Annotated in this window: 15 protein-coding genes; 4 read left to right on the top strand and 11 right to left on the bottom strand. The window is 73.4% G+C overall.

The features are described from left to right. Positions 1-497: 497 nt before the first annotated feature. Positions 498-1,019: a universal stress protein gene (locus ABD371_RS06750; RefSeq protein WP_190126323.1), complete on the top strand. Its 522-nt coding sequence runs from the start codon at positions 498-500 to the stop codon at positions 1,017-1,019. Positions 1,020-1,339: 320 nt separating this feature from the next. On the opposite strand, the gene glmS is transcribed toward ABD371_RS06750, so the two are convergent. From glmS to ABD371_RS06735, 3 genes are all read right to left on the bottom strand, one after another. Then, positions 1,340-3,157, bottom strand: a complete 1,818-nt coding sequence (gene glmS, locus ABD371_RS06745) for a glutamine--fructose-6-phosphate transaminase (isomerizing) (RefSeq protein WP_344473787.1) — start codon at positions 3,155-3,157, stop codon at positions 1,340-1,342. 109 nt (positions 3,158-3,266) lie between these two features. Next, positions 3,267-3,569 (bottom strand): hypothetical protein, encoded by a 303-nt coding sequence (locus tag ABD371_RS06740; protein WP_190126325.1) that lies wholly within the window; start codon positions 3,567-3,569, stop codon positions 3,267-3,269. Positions 3,570-3,636: 67 nt separating this feature from the next. After that, on the bottom strand, positions 3,637-4,524 hold the full coding sequence (locus tag ABD371_RS06735; RefSeq protein WP_344473784.1) for a DUF4429 domain-containing protein: 888 nt from the start codon (positions 4,522-4,524) through the stop codon (positions 3,637-3,639). 56 nt (positions 4,525-4,580) lie between these two features. On the opposite strand from ABD371_RS06735, the gene ABD371_RS06730 reads away from it, so the two are divergent. After that, on the top strand, positions 4,581-6,194 hold the full coding sequence (locus ABD371_RS06730) for a beta-N-acetylhexosaminidase (RefSeq protein ID WP_381733378.1): 1,614 nt from the start codon (positions 4,581-4,583) through the stop codon (positions 6,192-6,194). A 114-nt stretch (positions 6,195-6,308) separates the two neighbouring features. Here the strand turns inward: ABD371_RS06730 and ABD371_RS06725 are convergent, their stop codons facing one another. Genes ABD371_RS06725 through ABD371_RS06710 form a run of 4 tightly spaced genes read right to left on the bottom strand, consistent with a single transcriptional unit; the run spans position 6,309 to position 12,021 of the window. Next, complete coding sequence (locus ABD371_RS06725; protein ID WP_344473780.1) at positions 6,309-7,475, bottom strand: acyl-CoA dehydrogenase family protein; 1,167 nt, start codon at positions 7,473-7,475, stop codon at positions 6,309-6,311. Between the two features lie 5 nt (positions 7,476-7,480). Then, positions 7,481-8,401, bottom strand: coding sequence for a hydroxymethylglutaryl-CoA lyase (locus tag ABD371_RS06720; RefSeq protein WP_344474112.1), 921 nt, complete (start codon positions 8,399-8,401; stop codon positions 7,481-7,483). A gap of 10 nt (positions 8,402-8,411) precedes the next feature. After that, a complete protein-coding gene (locus ABD371_RS06715; RefSeq protein WP_344473778.1) occupies positions 8,412-10,391 on the bottom strand; it encodes an ATP-binding protein in 1,980 nt (659 codons plus the stop codon). A gap of 13 nt (positions 10,392-10,404) precedes the next feature. Continuing rightward, positions 10,405-12,021 (bottom strand): carboxyl transferase domain-containing protein, encoded by a 1,617-nt coding sequence (locus tag ABD371_RS06710; RefSeq protein ID WP_344473777.1) that lies wholly within the window; start codon positions 12,019-12,021, stop codon positions 10,405-10,407. A 79-nt stretch (positions 12,022-12,100) separates the two neighbouring features. Between ABD371_RS06710 and ABD371_RS06705 the strand changes: the two genes are divergently transcribed. Both ABD371_RS06705 and ABD371_RS06700 read left to right on the top strand, forming a co-directional pair. Further along, positions 12,101-12,697 carry an SACE_7040 family transcriptional regulator gene (locus tag ABD371_RS06705; protein WP_344473775.1) on the top strand — a complete coding sequence of 199 codons (597 nt, stop codon included), beginning with the start codon at positions 12,101-12,103 and terminating at the stop codon, positions 12,695-12,697. Positions 12,698-12,758: 61 nt separating this feature from the next. Beyond that, positions 12,759-13,538: a phosphatase gene (locus tag ABD371_RS06700; protein WP_344473773.1), complete on the top strand. Its 780-nt coding sequence runs from the start codon at positions 12,759-12,761 to the stop codon at positions 13,536-13,538. A 31-nt stretch (positions 13,539-13,569) separates the two neighbouring features. Here ABD371_RS06700 and ABD371_RS06695 read toward each other — a convergent pair whose 3' ends face one another. The 4 genes from ABD371_RS06695 to ABD371_RS06680 all read right to left on the bottom strand — a co-directional run bounded on the left by ABD371_RS06695 (position 13,570) and on the right by ABD371_RS06680 (position 18,311). Next, complete coding sequence (locus ABD371_RS06695) at positions 13,570-14,532, bottom strand: cation diffusion facilitator family transporter (RefSeq protein ID WP_344473772.1); 963 nt, start codon at positions 14,530-14,532, stop codon at positions 13,570-13,572. Then, positions 14,525-15,460 (bottom strand): acyl-CoA thioesterase, encoded by a 936-nt coding sequence (locus ABD371_RS06690; RefSeq protein WP_344473770.1) that lies wholly within the window; start codon positions 15,458-15,460, stop codon positions 14,525-14,527. Before ABD371_RS06690 ends, ABD371_RS06695 begins: the two co-directional genes overlap by 8 nt. 5 nt (positions 15,461-15,465) lie before the next feature. After that, complete coding sequence (locus ABD371_RS06685; RefSeq protein ID WP_344473767.1) at positions 15,466-16,623, bottom strand: acyl-CoA dehydrogenase family protein; 1,158 nt, start codon at positions 16,621-16,623, stop codon at positions 15,466-15,468. A gap of 146 nt (positions 16,624-16,769) precedes the next feature. Continuing rightward, entirely contained in the window at positions 16,770-18,311 is a 1,542-nt protein-coding gene (locus tag ABD371_RS06680; protein WP_344473765.1) for a PucR family transcriptional regulator ligand-binding domain-containing protein, read from the bottom strand. Positions 18,312-18,386 lie beyond the last annotated feature (75 nt).

Raw genomic sequence — 18,386 nt, 5'->3', positions numbered from 1 at the left:
CCCGCCGGCCCCGCGCGCGGGGGCGCGCCCCGGCCGCCGCCCGTTCCTCGCCGCGGCCCGGCCCCCGCCGGGGTGTGCGGCTTTGCCACAGTGATCGTTCCGCCGGGCCGGGCCGGACGGCCGGAGCGCCCCCGCCGCCCGGCCACGCGCCCCGTGAACGCGCCCCCGGGCCCTTCCCCGGGCACCCCTCGGGGGGCTTCCGTGCCCCGCTGGGGCCCCCGCCGCCCCACGGGCCCCGTCGGGGGCCGCCGGAGCGTGCGAGGCCTCCAACGGGCCGCTGTGCGCGGCCGGACAGCTGTAGACGCCAAGCGGCATTGCCATCCGGGACGGCCTCAGGCATGCTCCCTGGAACGCCTGATTGGGCCGACCGGCCCTGGGCAGAAGAAGAGTGTCGCCGTACCCTTACGGGTATGGGCAGGGAAGATGCTTCCCGCCCGGACACCGCATCCTTCGCCATGTCGTTTCCTCCACTGAGGACTTCCTTCGCCGAGACATCGATGGCAGGTCACGAGATCCCCGAACCCGCGGACCGCAAGCAGGTGGCCGACCCCACGTCGGACCTGCGGGCGGCGGAAGAGTCACGCCATTCCTGCGACCCCGCGTTCCGCCACGGAGTCGTCGTCGGTTTCGACGGATCGACCTCCAGCGAGCGGGCGCTCGCCTATGCCATCGGCATGGCCCGGCGCTCCGGCTCCGGTCTGATCATCGTTCATGTCGCCAACCGGCTGCCCACCACCGTCTGGGCGGGCTGCGAGCCCCCGGTCTTCGTCGACGTCCCCGACCACCGCACCGAAGTCCTCGGGCTGGAGCTGGCCTGCGCGGACTATCTGACCGAAGTGCCGTGGATCCTGGTCGAGCGCGGTGGCGACATCTGCCACGAACTGGAAGAGGTCGGCCGGGAGTACTCCGCCGACGCCATCGTGGTCGGCTCCACCCACGGCATCGTCGGCCGCATCTTCGGCTCGGTGGCCGGCCGCCTCGCCCGCCGGGCCCAGCGCCCCGTCGTCGTCATCCCGTAAACCCGCAATCCCGCGGCCCCGCGGGTCTCGCGCGCCGCCGGCCGGGCGAATCCCACCGCCCCGCGGAGGTGCGCCGCGCGCTTCGAACGGGTACATACCGGCCAACGGCCCGCAGCCGTGACCCGTACTCCCGTGCGGACGCGGGGCGTTGGGGCTGGATCCCGAGAAGGCGCGCGCGACCGGCCGGGGAGTGACGGCCACCGGCGAAGTGCCGCGCGGCGCCGGCGCGCACTGGGCCGCGCGCCGGCCGGACGGCCCCCGCACGCCCGCCGCGGGTCGGCGGCGTGCGGGGGACCGCGAGAGCGGATGCGGCCGGGCGGCTACTCGACGGTGACCGACTTCGCCAGGTTGCGCGGCTTGTCGATGTCCCGGCCCATCGCCAGGGCCGTGTGGTAGGCGAAGAGCTGGAGCGGGATGCCCATCAGGATGGGGTCCAGCTCGTTCTCGTTCTTCGGCACGACGATGGTGTGGTCGGCCTTCTCCTGCTCCCGGTGGGCCACCGCGAGGATCCGCCCGCTGCGGGCCTTGATCTCCTCCAGCGCCGCCCGGTTCTTCTCCAGCAGCTCGTCGTCGGGGACGATCGCCACGGTCGGCAGCGCGGGCTCGATCAGCGCCAGCGGCCCGTGCTTCAGCTCGGAGGCCGGATACGCCTCGGCGTGGATGTAGGAGATCTCCTTCAGCTTCAGCGAGGCCTCCAGGGCCACCGGATAGCCGCGCACCCGGCCGATGAACATCATCGACTGGGCCCCGGCGTACTCCTCCGCCAGCTTCTTGATGTCGGACTCCGCCTCCAGGATCTCGGTGATCTGCTCCGGGAGCCTGCGCAGCCCCTCGATGATCCGCCTGCCCTCGGAGACCGAGAGATCGCGGATCCGGCCCAGATGCAGCGCGAGCAGCGCGAAGGCGACCACGGTGTTGGTGAAGCACTTGGTGGAGACCACGCAGACCTCGGGCCCCGCGTGCACATAGGTGCCGCCGTCCGCCTCGCGGGCGATCGCGGACCCCACCACGTTCACCACGCCCAGCACCCGCGCGCCCTTGCGCTTCAGCTCCTGGACGGCGGCGAGGACGTCATAGGTCTCACCCGACTGGGAGACCGCCACATAGAGGGTGTCGGGGTCCACCACCGGATTGCGGTAGCGGAACTCGGACGCGGGCTCGGCGTCCGCCGGGATCCTGGCCAGCGACTCGATGAGACCCGCGCCGATCAGGCCCGCGTGGTACGAGGTGCCACAGCCGAGGATCTTCACCCGGCGGATGCCCCGGGCCTCGCGCGGGTCCAGATTCAGCCCGCCGAGGTGCACGGTGGCGAACCGGTCGTCGATCCGGCCGCGCAGCACCCGGTCCACGGCGTCCGCCTGCTCGGAGATCTCCTTGTGCATGTATGTGTCGTGGCCGCCCATGTCGTACGACTCGGCCTCCCACTCCACCGTGGTCGGCGTGGCCGTCGTGGTCGACCCCTCCGTGGTGTACGTACGGAAGTCGTCGGCCTTGATGGTGGCCATCTCGCCGTCGTCGAGGGTGACGATCTGGCGGGTGTGGGCGATCAGCGCGGCGACGTCGGAGGCGACGAACATCTCCTTCTCGCCGATGCCGAGGACGACCGGGGAGCCGTTGCGGGCGACGACGATCCGGTCGCCGAAGTCGGCGTGCATCACGGCGATGCCGTAGGTGCCCTCGATCAGCTTCAGCGACTGGCGGACCTTCTCCTCCAGGGTGTCGGCGGGGGAGCGGGCGATGAGATGGGTGAGCACCTCGGTGTCGGTCTCGGAGGCGAAGACGACGCCGTCCGCCTCCAGCCGGACGCGCAGCTCGTCGGCGTTGTCGATGATGCCGTTGTGGACGAGCGCGAGACGGCCGTCGGGGGAGAGGTGGGGGTGGGCGTTCTCGTCGCTCGGCGCGCCGTGGGTGGCCCAGCGGGTGTGGGCGATCCCGGTGGTGCCGGTGAACCGCTTGGGGACCCGGGCCTCCAGGTCGCGGACCCGGCCCTTGGCCTTGACCAGCTTGAGCCCGGCGGCCCTGGGGCCGGTGATCACGATGCCGGCGGAGTCGTACCCCCGGTACTCCAGCCGCTGAAGCCCCTCCAGCAGCAGTGGTGCCACATCACGCCGGCCGATGTATCCGACAATTCCGCACATGAGGTTCTGCCCCTCCGTAGGTCATCCGTGGGTGTTTCGAGGGTCGGACGGTCACTCCTCGCCCGGCCGGGCGGCCCCGCACAGGCCGTCCCGCGAGCCGGGCCGCCGGTCAGCCGTAGACGATGCGGCGCAGCTGGCGGAGTGAGAGCTCGGGCGGAGTCACGGCGCGGTGCGGCAGCTCGGCCGCGATCCGCTCGAAGATCTCCGTGTTCGCCAGGCCGCCGGACTGGAGCTCCCGGTGGCGGCGGCGGACGTACTCCTCGGTCTTCTCGTCGAAGTACGCCAGCACATCGAGCACCACCCGGGCCGCCTCGCCGCGCCGGAGCGCGGTACTGCGGACCAGGTGGTCTATGAGGTCGTCGTGCGAGGCCTCCGAGGCCGGCGGACGACCAGTCCGATGATGTTCAAGCACCTGTAGATATTGAGGGGGTAATCGCTGCTATTGCAAGAATTCTGCCCGATTCCGGGCAGGAGAGTGTCTAAAGCTGCCTCAGGATCGCCTGTTTGGCGGTGCTGAACTCCTCCTCCGTGAGGATTCCGCTCTGCCGCAGCTCTCCCAGCTCCCTCAGCCGGCGCAGCAGCGCGTCCTGGTCGCTCCCGCCGGAGGGCGGCCCCCCGGGGGCGGCGGCCGGGGCGGCCGGGGTGATCGCGGCCGGCCCGGCCTGGGCGTACGGGTGGGGCATCCGGGCCACCACGGCCGCGGCGACCAGCGCCATCAGCGGGTCCTTGCGGAAGCCCCACAGCTCCACGGAGTACGGGTCGTACTTGGCCGGGGCCTTCGTCGGCGTCCTGGTCAGGTCGAACCGCAGCGCGCCGTTCTCCAGGCCCGAGGACGGCAGCCACTCGACCGCCTCCACATCGGCCAGGGCGAAGACGCGCTCCCCGCCCGAGGCCTTGGACTCCTCGGTCTTCCAGTTCCACGACAGCCGGATCCGCTCGCCGTCGAAGGCGGCCGTGCCGTCGCCCGCGCTCGCGGTGACCGGCAGCTCGGGGCCCGGCAGCAGATAGCGGTCGACCCGGCCGGCGGGGATCTGCTCCAGCAGCAGGGCGTTGCGCACGGCGTCCACGAAGTACTCGGCGACGCCGGTGCGGTCGTTCTCCACGGCCAGCCGGTAGGGGTCGGAGCTCTCGTCCAGCTTGTTGCGGGTGATCTGGAGCAGCGGGTCGGCCCCCTCACGCAGCCTCAGTCTCAGCCGCCCCGATTTTCTGCCCGGCTCGTAGGAGATCCCGGCGAGCGCGGCCAGCGGCACGGCCAGTTCGCCGAGGGATCTGCGCAGCGCGCCCACGCTCTTGTCGGAGCCCGGCACCACGCGCACGGTCTCGCCGTCGAAGGTCCAGGTCCCGTCCTTCTGGATGATTTCCGCCATGCGGAGATTCTTTCACCCGCCCTTCACCCGGGAGAGTGAGACAGCCGACGTCCGGGATGCCCCCGAATGGTCTATACCTTCAGGCGGAACGGGGGCACCATGGTCACGACGGGCGTCCTCCGACGTGGCGCCCGGTGAAGGGACATCAGCCTGTGAGTCTGCCCGGAAACCTTTCCCGCCCCCTCGGCGCGCTCGGCCGGGTCATTCCCGCGCCGGCCTCCGTACAGCCCGCGGACGGCGTGTACACCCTCACCGCCGCCACCCCGATCAGGGTGGACGGATCCGCCGGGGCGCGTACGGCCGGCGACTACCTCGCCGGGGTGCTGCGCCCGGCCACCGGCTATCCGCTGCCCGTCACCGCCGAGGACGGCGCGGACGGCGTCCGGCTGCGCCTGGACGCGGAGGAGAGCGGCCTCGGCGAGGAGGGGTACCGGCTGGAGGCGGCCGAGGGCGCGCTGACGCTCACCGCCCGTGAGCCGGCCGGGCTCTTCCACGCGGTCCAGACCCTGCGGCAGCTGCTGCCGCCCGCCCTGGAGGAGACCACCGAGCAGCCGGGCCCCTGGACCGTGCCGCAGGGCGTCATCACCGACGTCCCCAAGTACGCCTACCGGGGCGGGATGCTCGATGTGGCCCGGCACTTCTTCACCGTGGCCCAGGTCAAGCGGTACATCGACCATCTGGCCCGCTACAAGTTCAACAAGCTGCATCTGCATCTCACCGACGACCAGGGCTGGCGGATCGCCATCGACTCCTGGCCCGAGCTGACGGTGGCCGGCGCGGCCACGGCCGTCGGCGGCGGTCCGGGCGGCCACTACACCAAGGCCGAGTACACCGAGATCGTCGAGTACGCGGCCGCCCGCCATCTGGAGGTCGTCCCCGAGATCGACGTCCCCGGGCACACCTCCGCCGCGCTCGCCTCCTACCCCGAGCTGAACCCCGACGGCGTCGCGCCCGAGGTGCACACCGGGATCAAGGTCGGCTTCTCCTCGCTCACCGTGGACAAGGAGGTCACCTACGACTTCCTGGACGATGTGATCCGCGAGATCGCCGAGATCACCCCGGGCCCCTATCTCCACATCGGCGGCGACGAGGCCGACGCCACCAGCGCCGAGGACTACGCGGCCTTCATGGACCGGGCGCAGGCGCTGGTCGTCAAGCACGGCAAGACCGTGATCGCCTGGCACCAGCTGGCGGGCGCGCGCCCGGTTCCGGGCGCGCTCGCGCAGTACTGGGGCTTCGACGGCACCTCGCCCGAGGAGCGGGCCGGGGTGCGCGCGCTGGCGGAGCAGGGGGTGCGGCTGATCCTCTCCCCGGCGGACCACGTCTATCTCGACCACAAGTACACCGGGGACGACGAGCTGGGCCTTCAGTGGGCCGGTCTGGTGGAGGTGGACCGCTCCTACGACTGGGACCCCGCCTCCTATCTGGAGGGGCTGCCCGAGGACGCGGTGCTGGGCGTGGAGACCGCGCTGTGGACCGAGACCGTGGAGACCGAGGAGCAGCTGGAGTATCTGGTCTTCCCCCGGCTGCTGAGCGCCGCCGAGCGCGCCTGGTCCTCCTCGGGCGACTGGGACGACTTCAAGTCCCGGCTGGCGGCGCAGGCCCCGCGCTGGGACGCGCTGGGGATCAACTACCACAAGTCGCCGACGGTGCCGTGGGGCGAGGTCTGACGGAGACCCTCCGAGGGGCCTGGGGTCCGGAGCCGTCCCCCTGAGACGGCTCCGGACCCGACGGCTCGCCGCCCCCGCCCGCCGGGGCGGTGGCGGCGAGCCGCCCCGCGGCTGTCAGCCCGTGAGCCCCAACTCCCGGGCGATCAGCATTCTCTGGACCTCGCTCGTGCCCTCCCCGATCTCCAGGATCTTGGAGTCGCGCCACATCCGCGCCACCGGGTACTCGTTCATGAAGCCGTATCCGCCGTGGATCTGGGTGGCCTCCCTGGCGTTGTCCACCGCGACCGTCGAGGAGTACAGCTTGGCGACCGCGGCCTCCTTCTTGAACGGCTCGCCCCGCACCAGCCGGGAGGCCGCGTCCCGCCAGCCGACCCGGGCCATGTGCGCCCGGGTCTCCATGTCGGCGATCTTGAACTGGATGGCCTGGTTCTGGCCGATCGGCCGTCCGAAGGCGTACCGCTCCTTGGCGTACTTCAGGGACTCGTCCACACACCCCTGGGCCAGGCCCGTCGCCAGCGCGGAGATGGCGATCCGGCCCTCGTCCAGGATGCGCAGGAACTGGGCGTACCCCCGGCCCTCCGCGCCCACCAGATTGGCCAGCGGCACCCGTACCCCGTCGAAGGACAGCTCACGGGTGTCGGAGGCGTTCCAGCCGACCTTGGAGTAGGCCGGGGCGACGGTGAGGCCGGGGGTGCCGGAGGGGACGATGACCGAGGAGATCAGCGGTTTGCCGTCGGGGGTGCGGCCGGTGACGGCGGTGACGGTGACCAGGCCGGTGATGTCGGTGCCCGCGTTGGTGATGAAGCACTTGGAGCCGTTGATCACCCACTCGCCGGCGGCCTCGTCCCGTACGGCGGTGGTCCTGGTGCCGCCCGCGTCGGAGCCGGCCCCCGGCTCGGTCAGCCCGAACGCGCCGAGCGTCTCGCCGGAGCAGAGCCGGGGCAGCCACTGCCGCTTCTGCTCCTCGGTGCCGAAGCGGAAGATCGGCATCGCGCCCAGCGAGACCGCGGCCTCCAGGGTGATCGCCACGGAGGAGTCGACGCGCGCCAGCTCCTCCAGCGCGATGCCGAGCGCCAGATAGTCCCCGCCCATCCCGCCGTACTCCTCGGGGAAGGGCAGGCCGAACAGCCCCATCCGGCCCATCTCGGCGACGATCTCGTAGGGGAACTCATGGCGCTCGTAGAGCGCGCCGATCTTCGGCGCGATCACCTCGTGGGCGAACGCCTCGACGGTGCGCCGGAGTTCTTCGTGTTCCACGGTGAGCCGGTGGTCCAGGGGCATGGGGGTCACTCCTTGTGGGAGAGCGCGCGGACGGTACGGGAGGGGCTGGGGCGGCCCAGCCGCCCGGCGAGCCATGCGCTGGTCGCGACGAGGCCGCCGAGGTCGACGCCGGTCTCGATGCCGAGCCCGTCGAGCATCCACACGAGGTCTTCGGTGGCGAGGTTTCCGGTGGCGCTCCGGGCGTACGGGCAGCCGCCCAGGCCGCCCGCCGAGGCGTCCACGGTGGTGACGCCGCACTCCAGCGCGGCGAGGGTGTTGGCCAGGGCCTGGCCGTAGGTGTCGTGGAAGTGCACCCCGAGCGCGGGGAGCGGCACGCCCGCCCCGGTCAGCGCGGTGAGCAGGGCGCGCACATGGCCGGGGGTGCCGGTGCCGACGGTGTCGCCGAGGGAGAGTTCGTCGCAGCCCAGTCCGTACAGCCGCCGGGCGGCCTCGGCGGCCCGGTCCACGGGGACCGGGCCCTCCCAGGGGTCGCCGAAGCACATGGAGAGATAGCCGCGCACATGGACGCCCTCGGCGCGGGCGCGGGAGACGACCGGCGCGAACATGGCGAGCGACTCGTCGACCGTGCGGTTGAGGTTCTTCCTCGCGAAGGTCTCGGTGGCGGAGCCGAAGACGGCGATCCGGCGGGCCCCGAGGGCCAGGGCGCGCTCCAGCCCCTTCTCGTTGGGCACGAGGACGGGCAGCGCGGTCTCCGTCAGACCGGCGAGCCGGGGGAAGAGGTCCTCGGCGTCGGCGAGCTGGGGCACCCAGCGGGGGTGGACGAAGCTGGTGGCCTCGACGGTGCTCAGCCCGGCGGCGGCCAGCCGGTGGATGAACTCGGCCTTGACCCCGGTGGGGACGACCGTCTTCTCGTTCTGGAGGCCGTCGCGGGGGCCGACCTCATGGATCCGGACCCGGGCCGGGAGATCCGGCGCGGGCACCCGCATGGGCAGTCCGTCAGTCACGGCCGGCCTCCTCCTCCGAAGCGGCGGGGGTGACCACCGCGAGCACCTGGTCCATGGCGACGGTGGCCCCGGGGGTCACATCCAGTTCGGTGACGGTCCCGGCGTGCGGCGCGGAGATGACGTGCTCCATCTTCATCGCCTCCACGACCAGCAGGCTCTGCCCGGCCGCCACCTCGTCCCCGACGGCCGCCTTGACCACGGTCACGGTCCCCGGCATGGGCGCGGCCAGGGTGTCGGCCCCCGCGCGCGCCCCGCCGCCGAGCGAGGCGGCGACCGGGTCGTGGTCGCGCACCCGCCAGGCGTCGCCGTCCCGGCCGAGCCAGTCGCCCGCGCGGTGGAAGGAGTGGGTGAGGCCGTCCACGGTGACGGTGACCGTGTCCGGGGTGATCTCGAAGAGGGCGGGGGCCCGGTGGGCGACGGGGTCCGAGCCCGCGATCTCCAGCGGGAAGGCGGGCGGGGCCGGTTCGCCGCCGAGCCGCCAGCCGCCGGACGCGGAGAAGGGGTCGCTCCAGCCGCTCGCGTCCGGCACGGGGGCCAGCGCCGCCTGCCGGACGGCCGCCGCCGCCGCGTACACCTCCCCCGGCACCCCGTCCGGGGTCAGCCCGGCGGCCTCGCGCTCCACCAGACCGGTGTCCAGCCGTCCGGCGACGACCTCGGGGTGGGCCAGCAGCCTGCGCAGAAAGCCCGCGTTGGTGGGGACACCGAGGGTGAGAGTCTCGGCGAGGGCCGCGCGCAGCAGCCGCAGCGCGGTGGGCCGGTCCGGGCCGTGGGCGATCACCTTGGCGAGCAGGGGGTCGTAGCGGCTGGAGACCTCGGTCCCCTCGGCGAGACCGGAGTCGGTGCGCACCCCGGGGCCGGCCGGCTCGCGCAGCGCCAGCACCACCCCGCCGGAGGGCAGGAAGCCCCGGGCGGGGTCCTCCGCGCAGATCCGGGCCTCCACGGCGTGGCCGCTGAAGCCGATGTCCCGCTGGGCGAAGGGCAGCCGCTCGCCCGCCGCCGTCCGCAGCTGCCACTCCACCAGGTCCAGGCCGCGCCGTCCGGCGATCGACACGGTCAGCTCGGTGACCGGGTGCTCGACCTGGAGCCGGGTGTTCATCTCCATGAAGCAGTACGCGGAGGGGTTGCCGCCGGGGACGATGAACTCGACCGTCCCCGCGCCGGTGTAGCCGCAGGAGCGGGCGGCGCGCACCGCCGCCTCGCCCATCGCGGCGCGGGTGGCCTCGTCCAGCAGGACGGAGGGGGCCTCCTCGACGACCTTCTGGTGTCTGCGCTGGAGCGAGCACTCGCGCTCGCCGAGCTGGACCACCCGGCCGTGGGCGTCGGCGAGCACCTGGATCTCGATGTGCCGGGGGTTCTCGATCCACCGCTCCACCAGCAGGGTGTCGTCGCCGAAGGAGGCGAGGGCCTCGCGCCGGGCGGTGGCGATCTCCTCCGCGAGCGCGGACTCGGCGCGGATCAGCCGCATGCCCTTGCCGCCGCCGCCGGCGGACGGCTTGAGCAGCACCGGCATGCCGATCTCCCGGGCGGCGGCGGCCAGCTCGGCGTCGCTCAGCCCGGAGCCGGTGGAGCCGGGCACCACCGGCACCCCGGCGGCCCGGACGGTCTCCTTGGCGCGGATCTTGTCGCCCATGAGGGAGATCGCGTCGGCGGGCGGGCCGATGAAGACCAGGCCCGCCGCCTCGCAGGCGCGGGCGAACTCCGCGTTCTCCGCGAGGAAGCCGTAGCCCGGGTGGACCGCCCGCGCCCCGGTCCTGGCGGCGGCGTCCAGCAGCCGTTCGACGGAGAGATAGCTCTCGGCGGCGGCGGGCGGGCCGATCCGGACCGCCGTGTCCGCCTCGCGCACATGCCGGGCCCCGGCGTCCGCGTCGGAGAAGACGGCGACCGAGCGCACCCCCATCGTCCGCAGGGTGCGGATCACCCGGACGGCGATCTCGCCCCGGTTGGCCACAAGGACGGTGTCGAACATCGTCATCCCTCTCGATCCCTCACATCCGGAAGACGCCGAAGCCGGGTTCGCCCAGCGGGGCGTTGGCGCAGGCCGTCAGGGCCAGACCGAGCACCTGACGGGTTTCCAGCGGATCGATCACCCCGTCGTCCCAGAGCCGGGCGGTGGCGTAGTAGGCGCTGCCCTGCCTCTCGTACTGGGCGCGGATCGGGTCCTTGAACGCCTCCTCCTCGGCGGCCGGCCACGGTTCGCCGCGCGCCTCGAACTGGTCGCGCTTGACGGTGGCGAGGACGGAGGCGGCCTGCTCGCCGCCCATGACCGAGATCTTGGCGTTGGGCCACATCCACAGGAAGCGGGGGGAGTAGGCGCGCCCGCACATCGAGTAGTTCCCCGCGCCGTAGGAGCCGCCGACGACGACCGTCAGTCTGGGCACCCGGGCGCAGGCCACGGCCGTGACCATCTTCGCGCCGTGCTTGGCGATGCCGCCCGCCTCGTAGTCCCTGCCGACCATGAAGCCGGAGATGTTCTGGAGGAAGAGCAGCGGGATGCCGCGCTGGTCGCACAGCTCGATGAAGTGCGCGCCCTTCTGGGCCGACTCGGAGAACAGGATGCCGTTGTTGGCGACGATCCCGACCGGGTGGCCGTGGATCCGGGCGAAGCCGGTGACCAGGGTCTGCCCGAACTCGGCCTTGAACTCGGCGAACCGGGACCCGTCGGTGATCCGCGCGATCACCTCCCGGACGTCGTAGGGCGTACGGGGATCCACCGGCACCGCGCCGTAGAGCCCGGCGGGGTCGGCGGCGGGCTCCTCGACGGGCTCGACCGTCCAGGGCAGCGGGCCGCGCCCGGGGAGGGTGGCCACGATGGTCCGTACGATCCGCAGCGCGTGCGCGTCGTTCTCGGCGAGGTGGTCGGTGACCCCGGAGACCCGGGAGTGGACCTCGCCGCCGCCCAGCTCCTCGGCGGTGACGACCTCGCCGGTCGCGGCCTTCACCAGGGGCGGGCCGCCGAGGAAGATCGTGCCCTGGTTCCGCACGATCACCGCCTCGTCGCTCATCGCCGGGACGTAGGCCCCGCCCGCCGTGCAGGAGCCGAGGACGGCGGCGATCTGCGGGATGCCGGCCCCGGAGAGCCGGGCCTGGTTGTAGAAGATCCGGCCGAAGTGGTCGCGGTCGGGGAAGACGTCGTCCTGCATCGGCAGGAACGCGCCGCCGGAGTCGACGAGATAGACGCAGGGCAGCCGGTTCTCCAGCGCGATCTCCTGGGCGCGCAGATGCTTCTTGACCGTCATCGGGTAGTACGTGCCGCCCTTGACGGTGGCGTCATTGGCGACGATCACGGTCTCGCGCCCGCTGACCCGTCCGATCCCGGCGATCACCCCGGCGGCCGGGGCCTGGTCCTCGTACATCCCGTGGGCGGCGAGGGGGGCCAGCTCCAGAAAGGGCGAGCCGGGGTCCAGCAGGGTGTCCACCCGGTCGCGCGGGAGGAGCTTGCCGCGCGCGGTGTGCCGGGCGCGGGCCTTCTCGCCGCCGCCGAGTCTGGCCCGCGCGAGCTTGCCGCGCAGGGCGTCGGCCAGCTCGCGGTGGGCCGCCTCATTGGCCCGCCAGGCGGCCGAGGCGGGGTCTGCCGCGCCGGTGAGCACGGGTGCCTGCTGCATCGCGTCACTCCTGTTAATGAGCGTTAACGAGTGCCTTCAGGTTAACGAGCGCTAACAGGCTTGTCTAGAATCGGATTCCATGAGCACCAGGACGGATGCGCCCACCCGCCGGGAGCAGATCCTCAAAGAGGCGGCCCGGCTCTTCGCCGAGCGCGGTTTCCACGGCGTCGGCGTCGACGAGATAGGGGCCGCCGTCGGCATCAGCGGCCCGGGCCTCTACCGCCACTTCGCGGGCAAGGACGCCATGCTCGCGGAGCTGCTGGTGGGGATCAGCGAGCGGCTGCTGAGCGGCGGACGGCTGCGGGTGCGCGAGTCGGCCTCGGACCCCGGGGCGCTGCTCGCCGCGCTGATCGACGGCCATATCGACTTCGCCCTCGACGACCGCCCCCTGATCACCCTCCACGACCGCGAGCTGGACCGGCTGCGGGACGCCGACCGCAAACTGGTGCGCCAGCTCCAGCGCCAGTACGCCGAACTGTGGGTCACCGCCGTGCGCTCGCTCCACCCCGAGGTCCCTGAGGCCGAGGCCAGAGCGGCCGTCCACGCCGTCTTCGGGCTGCTGAACTCCACCCCCCGCCTGGGCTCCCGCGAGGGCGGCCCGCCCACCCGCGCGGCGATGGAATCACTGCTCCGCCGGCTCGCCCACGGAGCCTTCGGCTCCCTGGCCCGCCCCTGAGCGCCCCGAGCCTCCCGAGCCCGCCCCGCGCCCGTGGGGCGGCGGCGGCACAATGGTGCCCATGCCGATACCGAGCCGTGCCGCACTCGTCGACCAACTCGTCCGCACACGTATCGCCGGGAACGTCGCCACCCCCCGCGACAACAACCTCTCCCACTACCGCAAGCTCGCCAACGGCGACCGCCACTACTGGCTGGGCCTGGAGCTGGGGGACCGCTGGACCGATGAGCAGGACGTACTGGCGGTGATGGCCGAGCGGTGCGGAGTCATCGACGACCCCGGCCACCGGGCGGGCCAGGACACCATCGACCCCGAGCTGACGGTCGCCGCCCTGGAGCGGCTCGCCGCCCGGCTGCGCAAGGCCGCCGCCGGCCGGGAGCGGGTGCTCTTCGCCACCGGGCACCCCGGCGGACTGCTCGACGTCCACCGGCGGACCGCCGACGCGCTGCGCGCCGCCGGCTGCGAGATCGTCCGTATCCCCGGCGGACTGATGGCCGACGAGGGGATGGTCTTCCAGTTCGCCGGCGTCGCCGTCCTGGAGCGCGGCGCGACCCTCTGGCACACCCACTCCCCGGCCCCGATGGCCGCCATCCTCGACGGCCTGGAGCGCGAGGGCAGACCGCAGCCCGATCTGGTGGTCGCCGACCACGGCTGGGCCGGCTGCGCCGGTCAGCGCGGACTGGACGCCGTGGGGTACGCGGACTGCAACGACCCGGCGCTCTTCATCGGGGAGGCGGAGGGCACCCTCCAGGTGACCGTGCCGCTGGACGACCATGTCACCGACCCCCGGTTCTACGACCCGATGACCGACTATCTGCTGGACGCCGCCGGTCTGCTCTGACCAGGCCCCGAGCCCCGGCCCCGGGAGCCGGTCAGCGGTCCGGCTCCCGTTCCGCGCCCAGCCCCGGCGTCGGGTCCAGATACACCCGGCGGATCGCCGGGAAGCGCTCCCGGAGCTGCTCCTCCGCCTCCTCGCACGCCCACTCCACCTGCCGGGCGCCGGAGGCGTCCCGGAAGTCGACCTTCGCGGCGACCAGGATCTCCCGGGGCCCCTGGATCAGCGTGGTCAGCTCCAGCACCGCCACGATGTGCGGCACCGAGAGGATCTCCTCCCGCACCTCGTCCCGCATCCGGGGCGGCAGCGGCCGGCCGATCAGCAGCCGGGCGTTGCTGCGGCCCAGCACCCAGGCGACGTACACCAGCACCAGCCCGATCAGGATCGAGGCGACGCCGTCGTACACCCCCGAGCCGGTCAGCTGACCGCCCAGCAGCCCGCCCGCCGCCAGCAGCAGCCCCGCCAGCGCCGCCGTGTCCTCCAGCACCACCGCCTTCACCGCCGTGTCCGGGGTGAGCCGCAGATAGCGGCCCACCGGCGCGCCGAGCAACGCCGCCTCGGCCCGTGCCTGCCGGACGCCGGTGCGCAGCGAGTACCCCTCCAGGACGAAGGCGACGGCGAGCACCAGGTACGAGACCAGCGGATCGCCCGGCTCCTCGCCGTGGGTCAGGGTGTGGATCCCGTCGTACACGGCGAAGACCGCGCCGCCGACGAAGGTCGCGACCGAGGCCAGCAGCGCCCAGATGTACCGCTCGGGCCCGTGGCCGAGCGGATGGTCCTCGTCGGCGGGCCGCTCGCCGCGCCGGATCGCGGTGAGCAGCATCAGTTCGGTGACGGTGTCGGCGAGGGAGTGGGCGGCCTCCGAGAGCATCGCGCTGGAGCCGCTGACGACGCCCGCGACGGCCTTCGCCACCGCGATGCCGAGATTGGCCAGACCGGCGACGATCACCGTGGAGGCGCTCTCGGCGGGCGGCGCGGGCGTGCTGTCCGTTTCACTCATGGAGCGGACGGTATGCGTGCCCGCCGCCGCTCAGGTCGCGGCGCTGGGCCGTGTCGCGGCGGGGCACTCTGATCACGCCCTCCTGGACCACCGAGACCGCCAGCCGTCCGTCCTGGGTGTGGATCCTGGCCTGGCCGAGGCCGCGCCCGCCCGAGGAGGTCGGCGACTCCTGGTCGTACAGCAGCCACTCGTCCGCGCGGAAGGGGCGGTGGAACCACATCGCGTGGTCCAGCGACGCGCCCACCACGTCGCCCACCGCCCAGCCGCCCCGGCCGTGGGCGAGCAGCACCGGGTCCAGCAGGGTCATGTCGGAGACGTAGACGGCCACCGCCGCGTGGAGCAGCGGGTCGTCGGCCAGCTTTCCGCGGGCGCGGAACCAGACCTGGGAGCGGGGCTCGCGCGGCTCGCCCACGGCCGCGTAGGGCGGGGCCGCCGCGTAGCGCAGATCGACCGCCGCGCGGGCGCTCAGCAGCCGGTCGGCCATCGCGGGGTCGCGGAAGTTCGCCGCGTACGAGGGCAGTGCCTCGGCCGTCGTCGGCAGCGTCTCGGGGTCGGGCGCGGCGGGCGCGGCGAACTGGTGCTCCAGGCCTTGTTCGTACGCCTGGAAGGACGCCGACAGATGGAAGACGGGCCGGCCGTGCTGGACGGCGACCACCCGGCGGTTGGTGAAGGAGGAGCCGTCGCGGATCCGGTCGACCGTGTAGACGATCGGCGCGCCGGGGTCGCCGGTCCGCAGGAAGTAGGCGTGCAGGGAGTGCGGGGCGCGGTCGGCGGGGACGGTGCGGCCCGCCGCCGCGAGCGCCTGTGCCGCGACCTGCCCGCCGAAGACCCGGGGGACGAAGACCGGCCCCCGGCGGCCCCGGAAGATGTCCCGCTCGATGCGCTCCACGTCGAGCAGGTCGAGCAGTTCGTCGAGTGGCGCCCGCAAGGCGGTTACAGGCCCATGGACTTGGCGATGATCGACTTCATGACCTCGCTGGTCCCGCCGTAGATCCGGTTGACCCGGTTGTCCGCGTACAGCCGGGCGATCGGGTACTCGTTCATATAGCCGTAGCCGCCGTGCAGCTGAAGGCATCTGTCGATGACCCGGTGCGCCACCTCGGTGCAGAAGAGCTTCGCGGACGCCGCCTCGGCCGCCGTCAGCTCGCCCGCGTCGTGCGCCTCCAGCGCCCGGTCCACGACCGCCTCGGCGGCGTCGGTCTCGGCCTTGCAGGCGGCCAGCTCGAACTTGGTGTTCTGGAACGAGGCCACCGGCTGTCCGAAGACCGTCCGCTCCGTCACATAGGCCTGGGTGAACCGGATCGCGGCGGCGGCCTGGGCGTACGCGCCGACCGCGATCGCCAGCCGCTCCTGCGGGAGGTTCTGGCCGAGGTAGGAGAAGCCCTTGTTCTCCTCGCCGAGGAGGTCCCCGGCGGGGACGCGGACGTCGGAGAAGGACAGCTCGGCGGTGTCGGAGGCGCGCAGCCCCAGCTTGTCGAGCTTGCGGCCGACCGTGTACCCCGGCAGCGCGGTGTCCACGACGAAGAGGGAGATCCCGTGCCTGCGGTCCTGCTCGGTGGGGGCGGCGGTGCGGGCGCAGACGATGACGCGGTCGGCGTGCACGCCGCCGGTGATGAAGGTCTTCGCGCCGTTGAGCACGTAGTGCGTGCCGTCCTCGGAGAGCTTGGCGGTGGTCCGCATGCCCGCGAGGTCGGAGCCGGTGCCGGGCTCGGTCATGGCGATGGCGTACATGGTCGAACCGGAGGCGAAGCCGGGCAGCCAGCGCTTCTTCTGCTCCTCGGTGCCGTAGGCGAGGAGATAGGGCAGACAGAGCGCGACATGCACGCCCGAGCCGCCGAAGGAGACGCCCGCCCGGGCGGTCTCCTCCGTGACGACCGCCTGCCACTTGAAGGACTCCTGGCCCGAGCCGCCGTACTCCTCCGGCACCTCGATGCCGAACACGCCCAGCTCGGCGAGTCTGCCGTAGAACTCGCGGGGCACCTGGCCCGCCGCGCACCACTCGTCGTACACGGGGACGACCTCGGCCTCGATGAAGGCGCGGACGGTCTCCCGGAATGCCTCGTGGTCCTCGTTGTACACGCTGCGGCGCACGGACGCCTCCCTTGAAGTCCTGTGAAGCCCTGAAGTTCCGGCGGAGAAGACTGAATGGCTAAGCGCTTGCTCAGCTAGAAGTTACCCGCTGGTTATCGAGGCTGTCCAGGGCTGTCCGAACAGGGGACGGTCCGGGCCCGGGGCGCTCAGGCCTCCGGGGTGACCCGCAGGGCGAACCAGAGCTCCATCCGCACGTCCGCGTCGTCCAGATCCTCGTCCAGCAGCGCCGCGCAGCGCGCGATCCGCTGCCGGACCGTGTTCCGGTGCACCTCCAGCGCCGCCGCCGTACGGTCCCAGCCGCCGTGCAGCGACAGCCAGGTCCGCAGGGTCTCCAGCAGGGCGGGGGAGCCCGCGAGCGGCGCGAGGCGCAGCCGGGCGTGCGCGGCGGCCTCCTCGGGCGTCAGCAGCGCGCTCAGCCCGCCGCCCCGGTGTCTGACCAGCTCCGCACGGGCGGCCGTGGCCCGGCGCAGCGCCCGTGCCGCCTGGGCGTCCGCCGCCGTGAGGTCCGCCGGGCCCACCGGGTCGCTGACCCCGAGCGTCCACCCCGGCCGCGGGCGCACGTCCCGGTCCGCCGGGACCAGTACGCGTACGGTCCCGTCCTCCGCCGGGTCCACCAGCGCGCTGCCGAGGGCCGCGCCGAGCGCCGTCGCGGCGAAGGGTGTGCGCGGGCCGCCGCGCCCGTGCACCACCGTCCACCGCCCCGGCCCCAGCGGAGCCGCCGCCTCGGCGGGATCGGCCCCCAGCAGCAGCCGCACCAGCGCCGCGCTCCGGCCGGCCCCGTCGAGCCCCTGGTGGTCCGCGGTGAGCAGGGAGAGCAGGACGACGGCCATCCCGGCCACCGTGTGGTCCCCCGCCTCCCGGGCGGGCGTCGCGAGCCCGAGTGTCAGCCTCTGGCCGCCCCCGAGCGCGTAGGCGGCGAGGGAGGTCCCCCCGACGGTGTCACTGGCGGTCGCGGGGGAGCCGGTACGGGATCCGGCGGCCGTCCCGGCCGCGGGTTCGGCCATGAGGTCCGTGCCCGGCGCGGTGGCACCCGGGCCGGTGGCCCCGTCCGCCCCCCGCGGGGGATTCACCACGCGGGCCAGCCGCAGCAGCGCCGACCCGACCGCCGCCGGGGGGCGGGGGCCGGCCGCCGACAGCTCCGTGCCGTCGCGGGCCAGGAGCACCGCGCGCCCGCCGAGCCGCGCCGCCAGCTGGCCGATGACCGCCGGTACCGGATCGGGGCGGGCCGCCGCGCCGGCCAGCCCCTGCTGGGCCCGGGCCACCCGGCGCAGCTCCCGGTGGCGGGCCTCGGCCATCAGCCGCCACACCGCCCGGGCCACCGCCGTGAACGGGGTCCTCGGCGGCACTTCGAGCAGCGGCAGCCCGTGCCGGTCGCAGGCCTCCGCGAGACCCGCCGGGACCCTGTCGTGCACCGGCGCGACACCGAAGCCGAGCGCCGCCGCCCGTGCCGCCACGAGCCGGGCGACGAAGGCGTCCGGGTCGCGCAGCTGCACCCCCGCGCTCAGCAGCAGCTCCCCGCCGAGCAGATACGGATAGGGGTCCGCCATCTCCGAGGCGTGCACCCAGTGCACCACCGCGCCGCCGGCCGCCGGCGGCCCGGCGATCTGACGCAGCCCCAGCTCCTCGCTCTCCAGCAGCGCGGCCAGCGGGACCGGCGGGGTGGGTGGGGCCGCCGTGGCATCAGACATGGGCGGACCATCCCTTTCATCCGGCGACAATGGATGAAACGTACACTTCAGCGTCGCTTTCCGGCCACCTACCGT

The organism is Streptomyces amakusaensis, assembly GCF_039532665.1.
GTDB lineage: Bacteria > Actinomycetota > Actinomycetes > Streptomycetales > Streptomycetaceae > Streptomyces > Streptomyces amakusaensis.
Note: the sequence above shows the minus strand (reverse complement) of the source record. Positions and strands in the feature narration are given on the sequence as shown.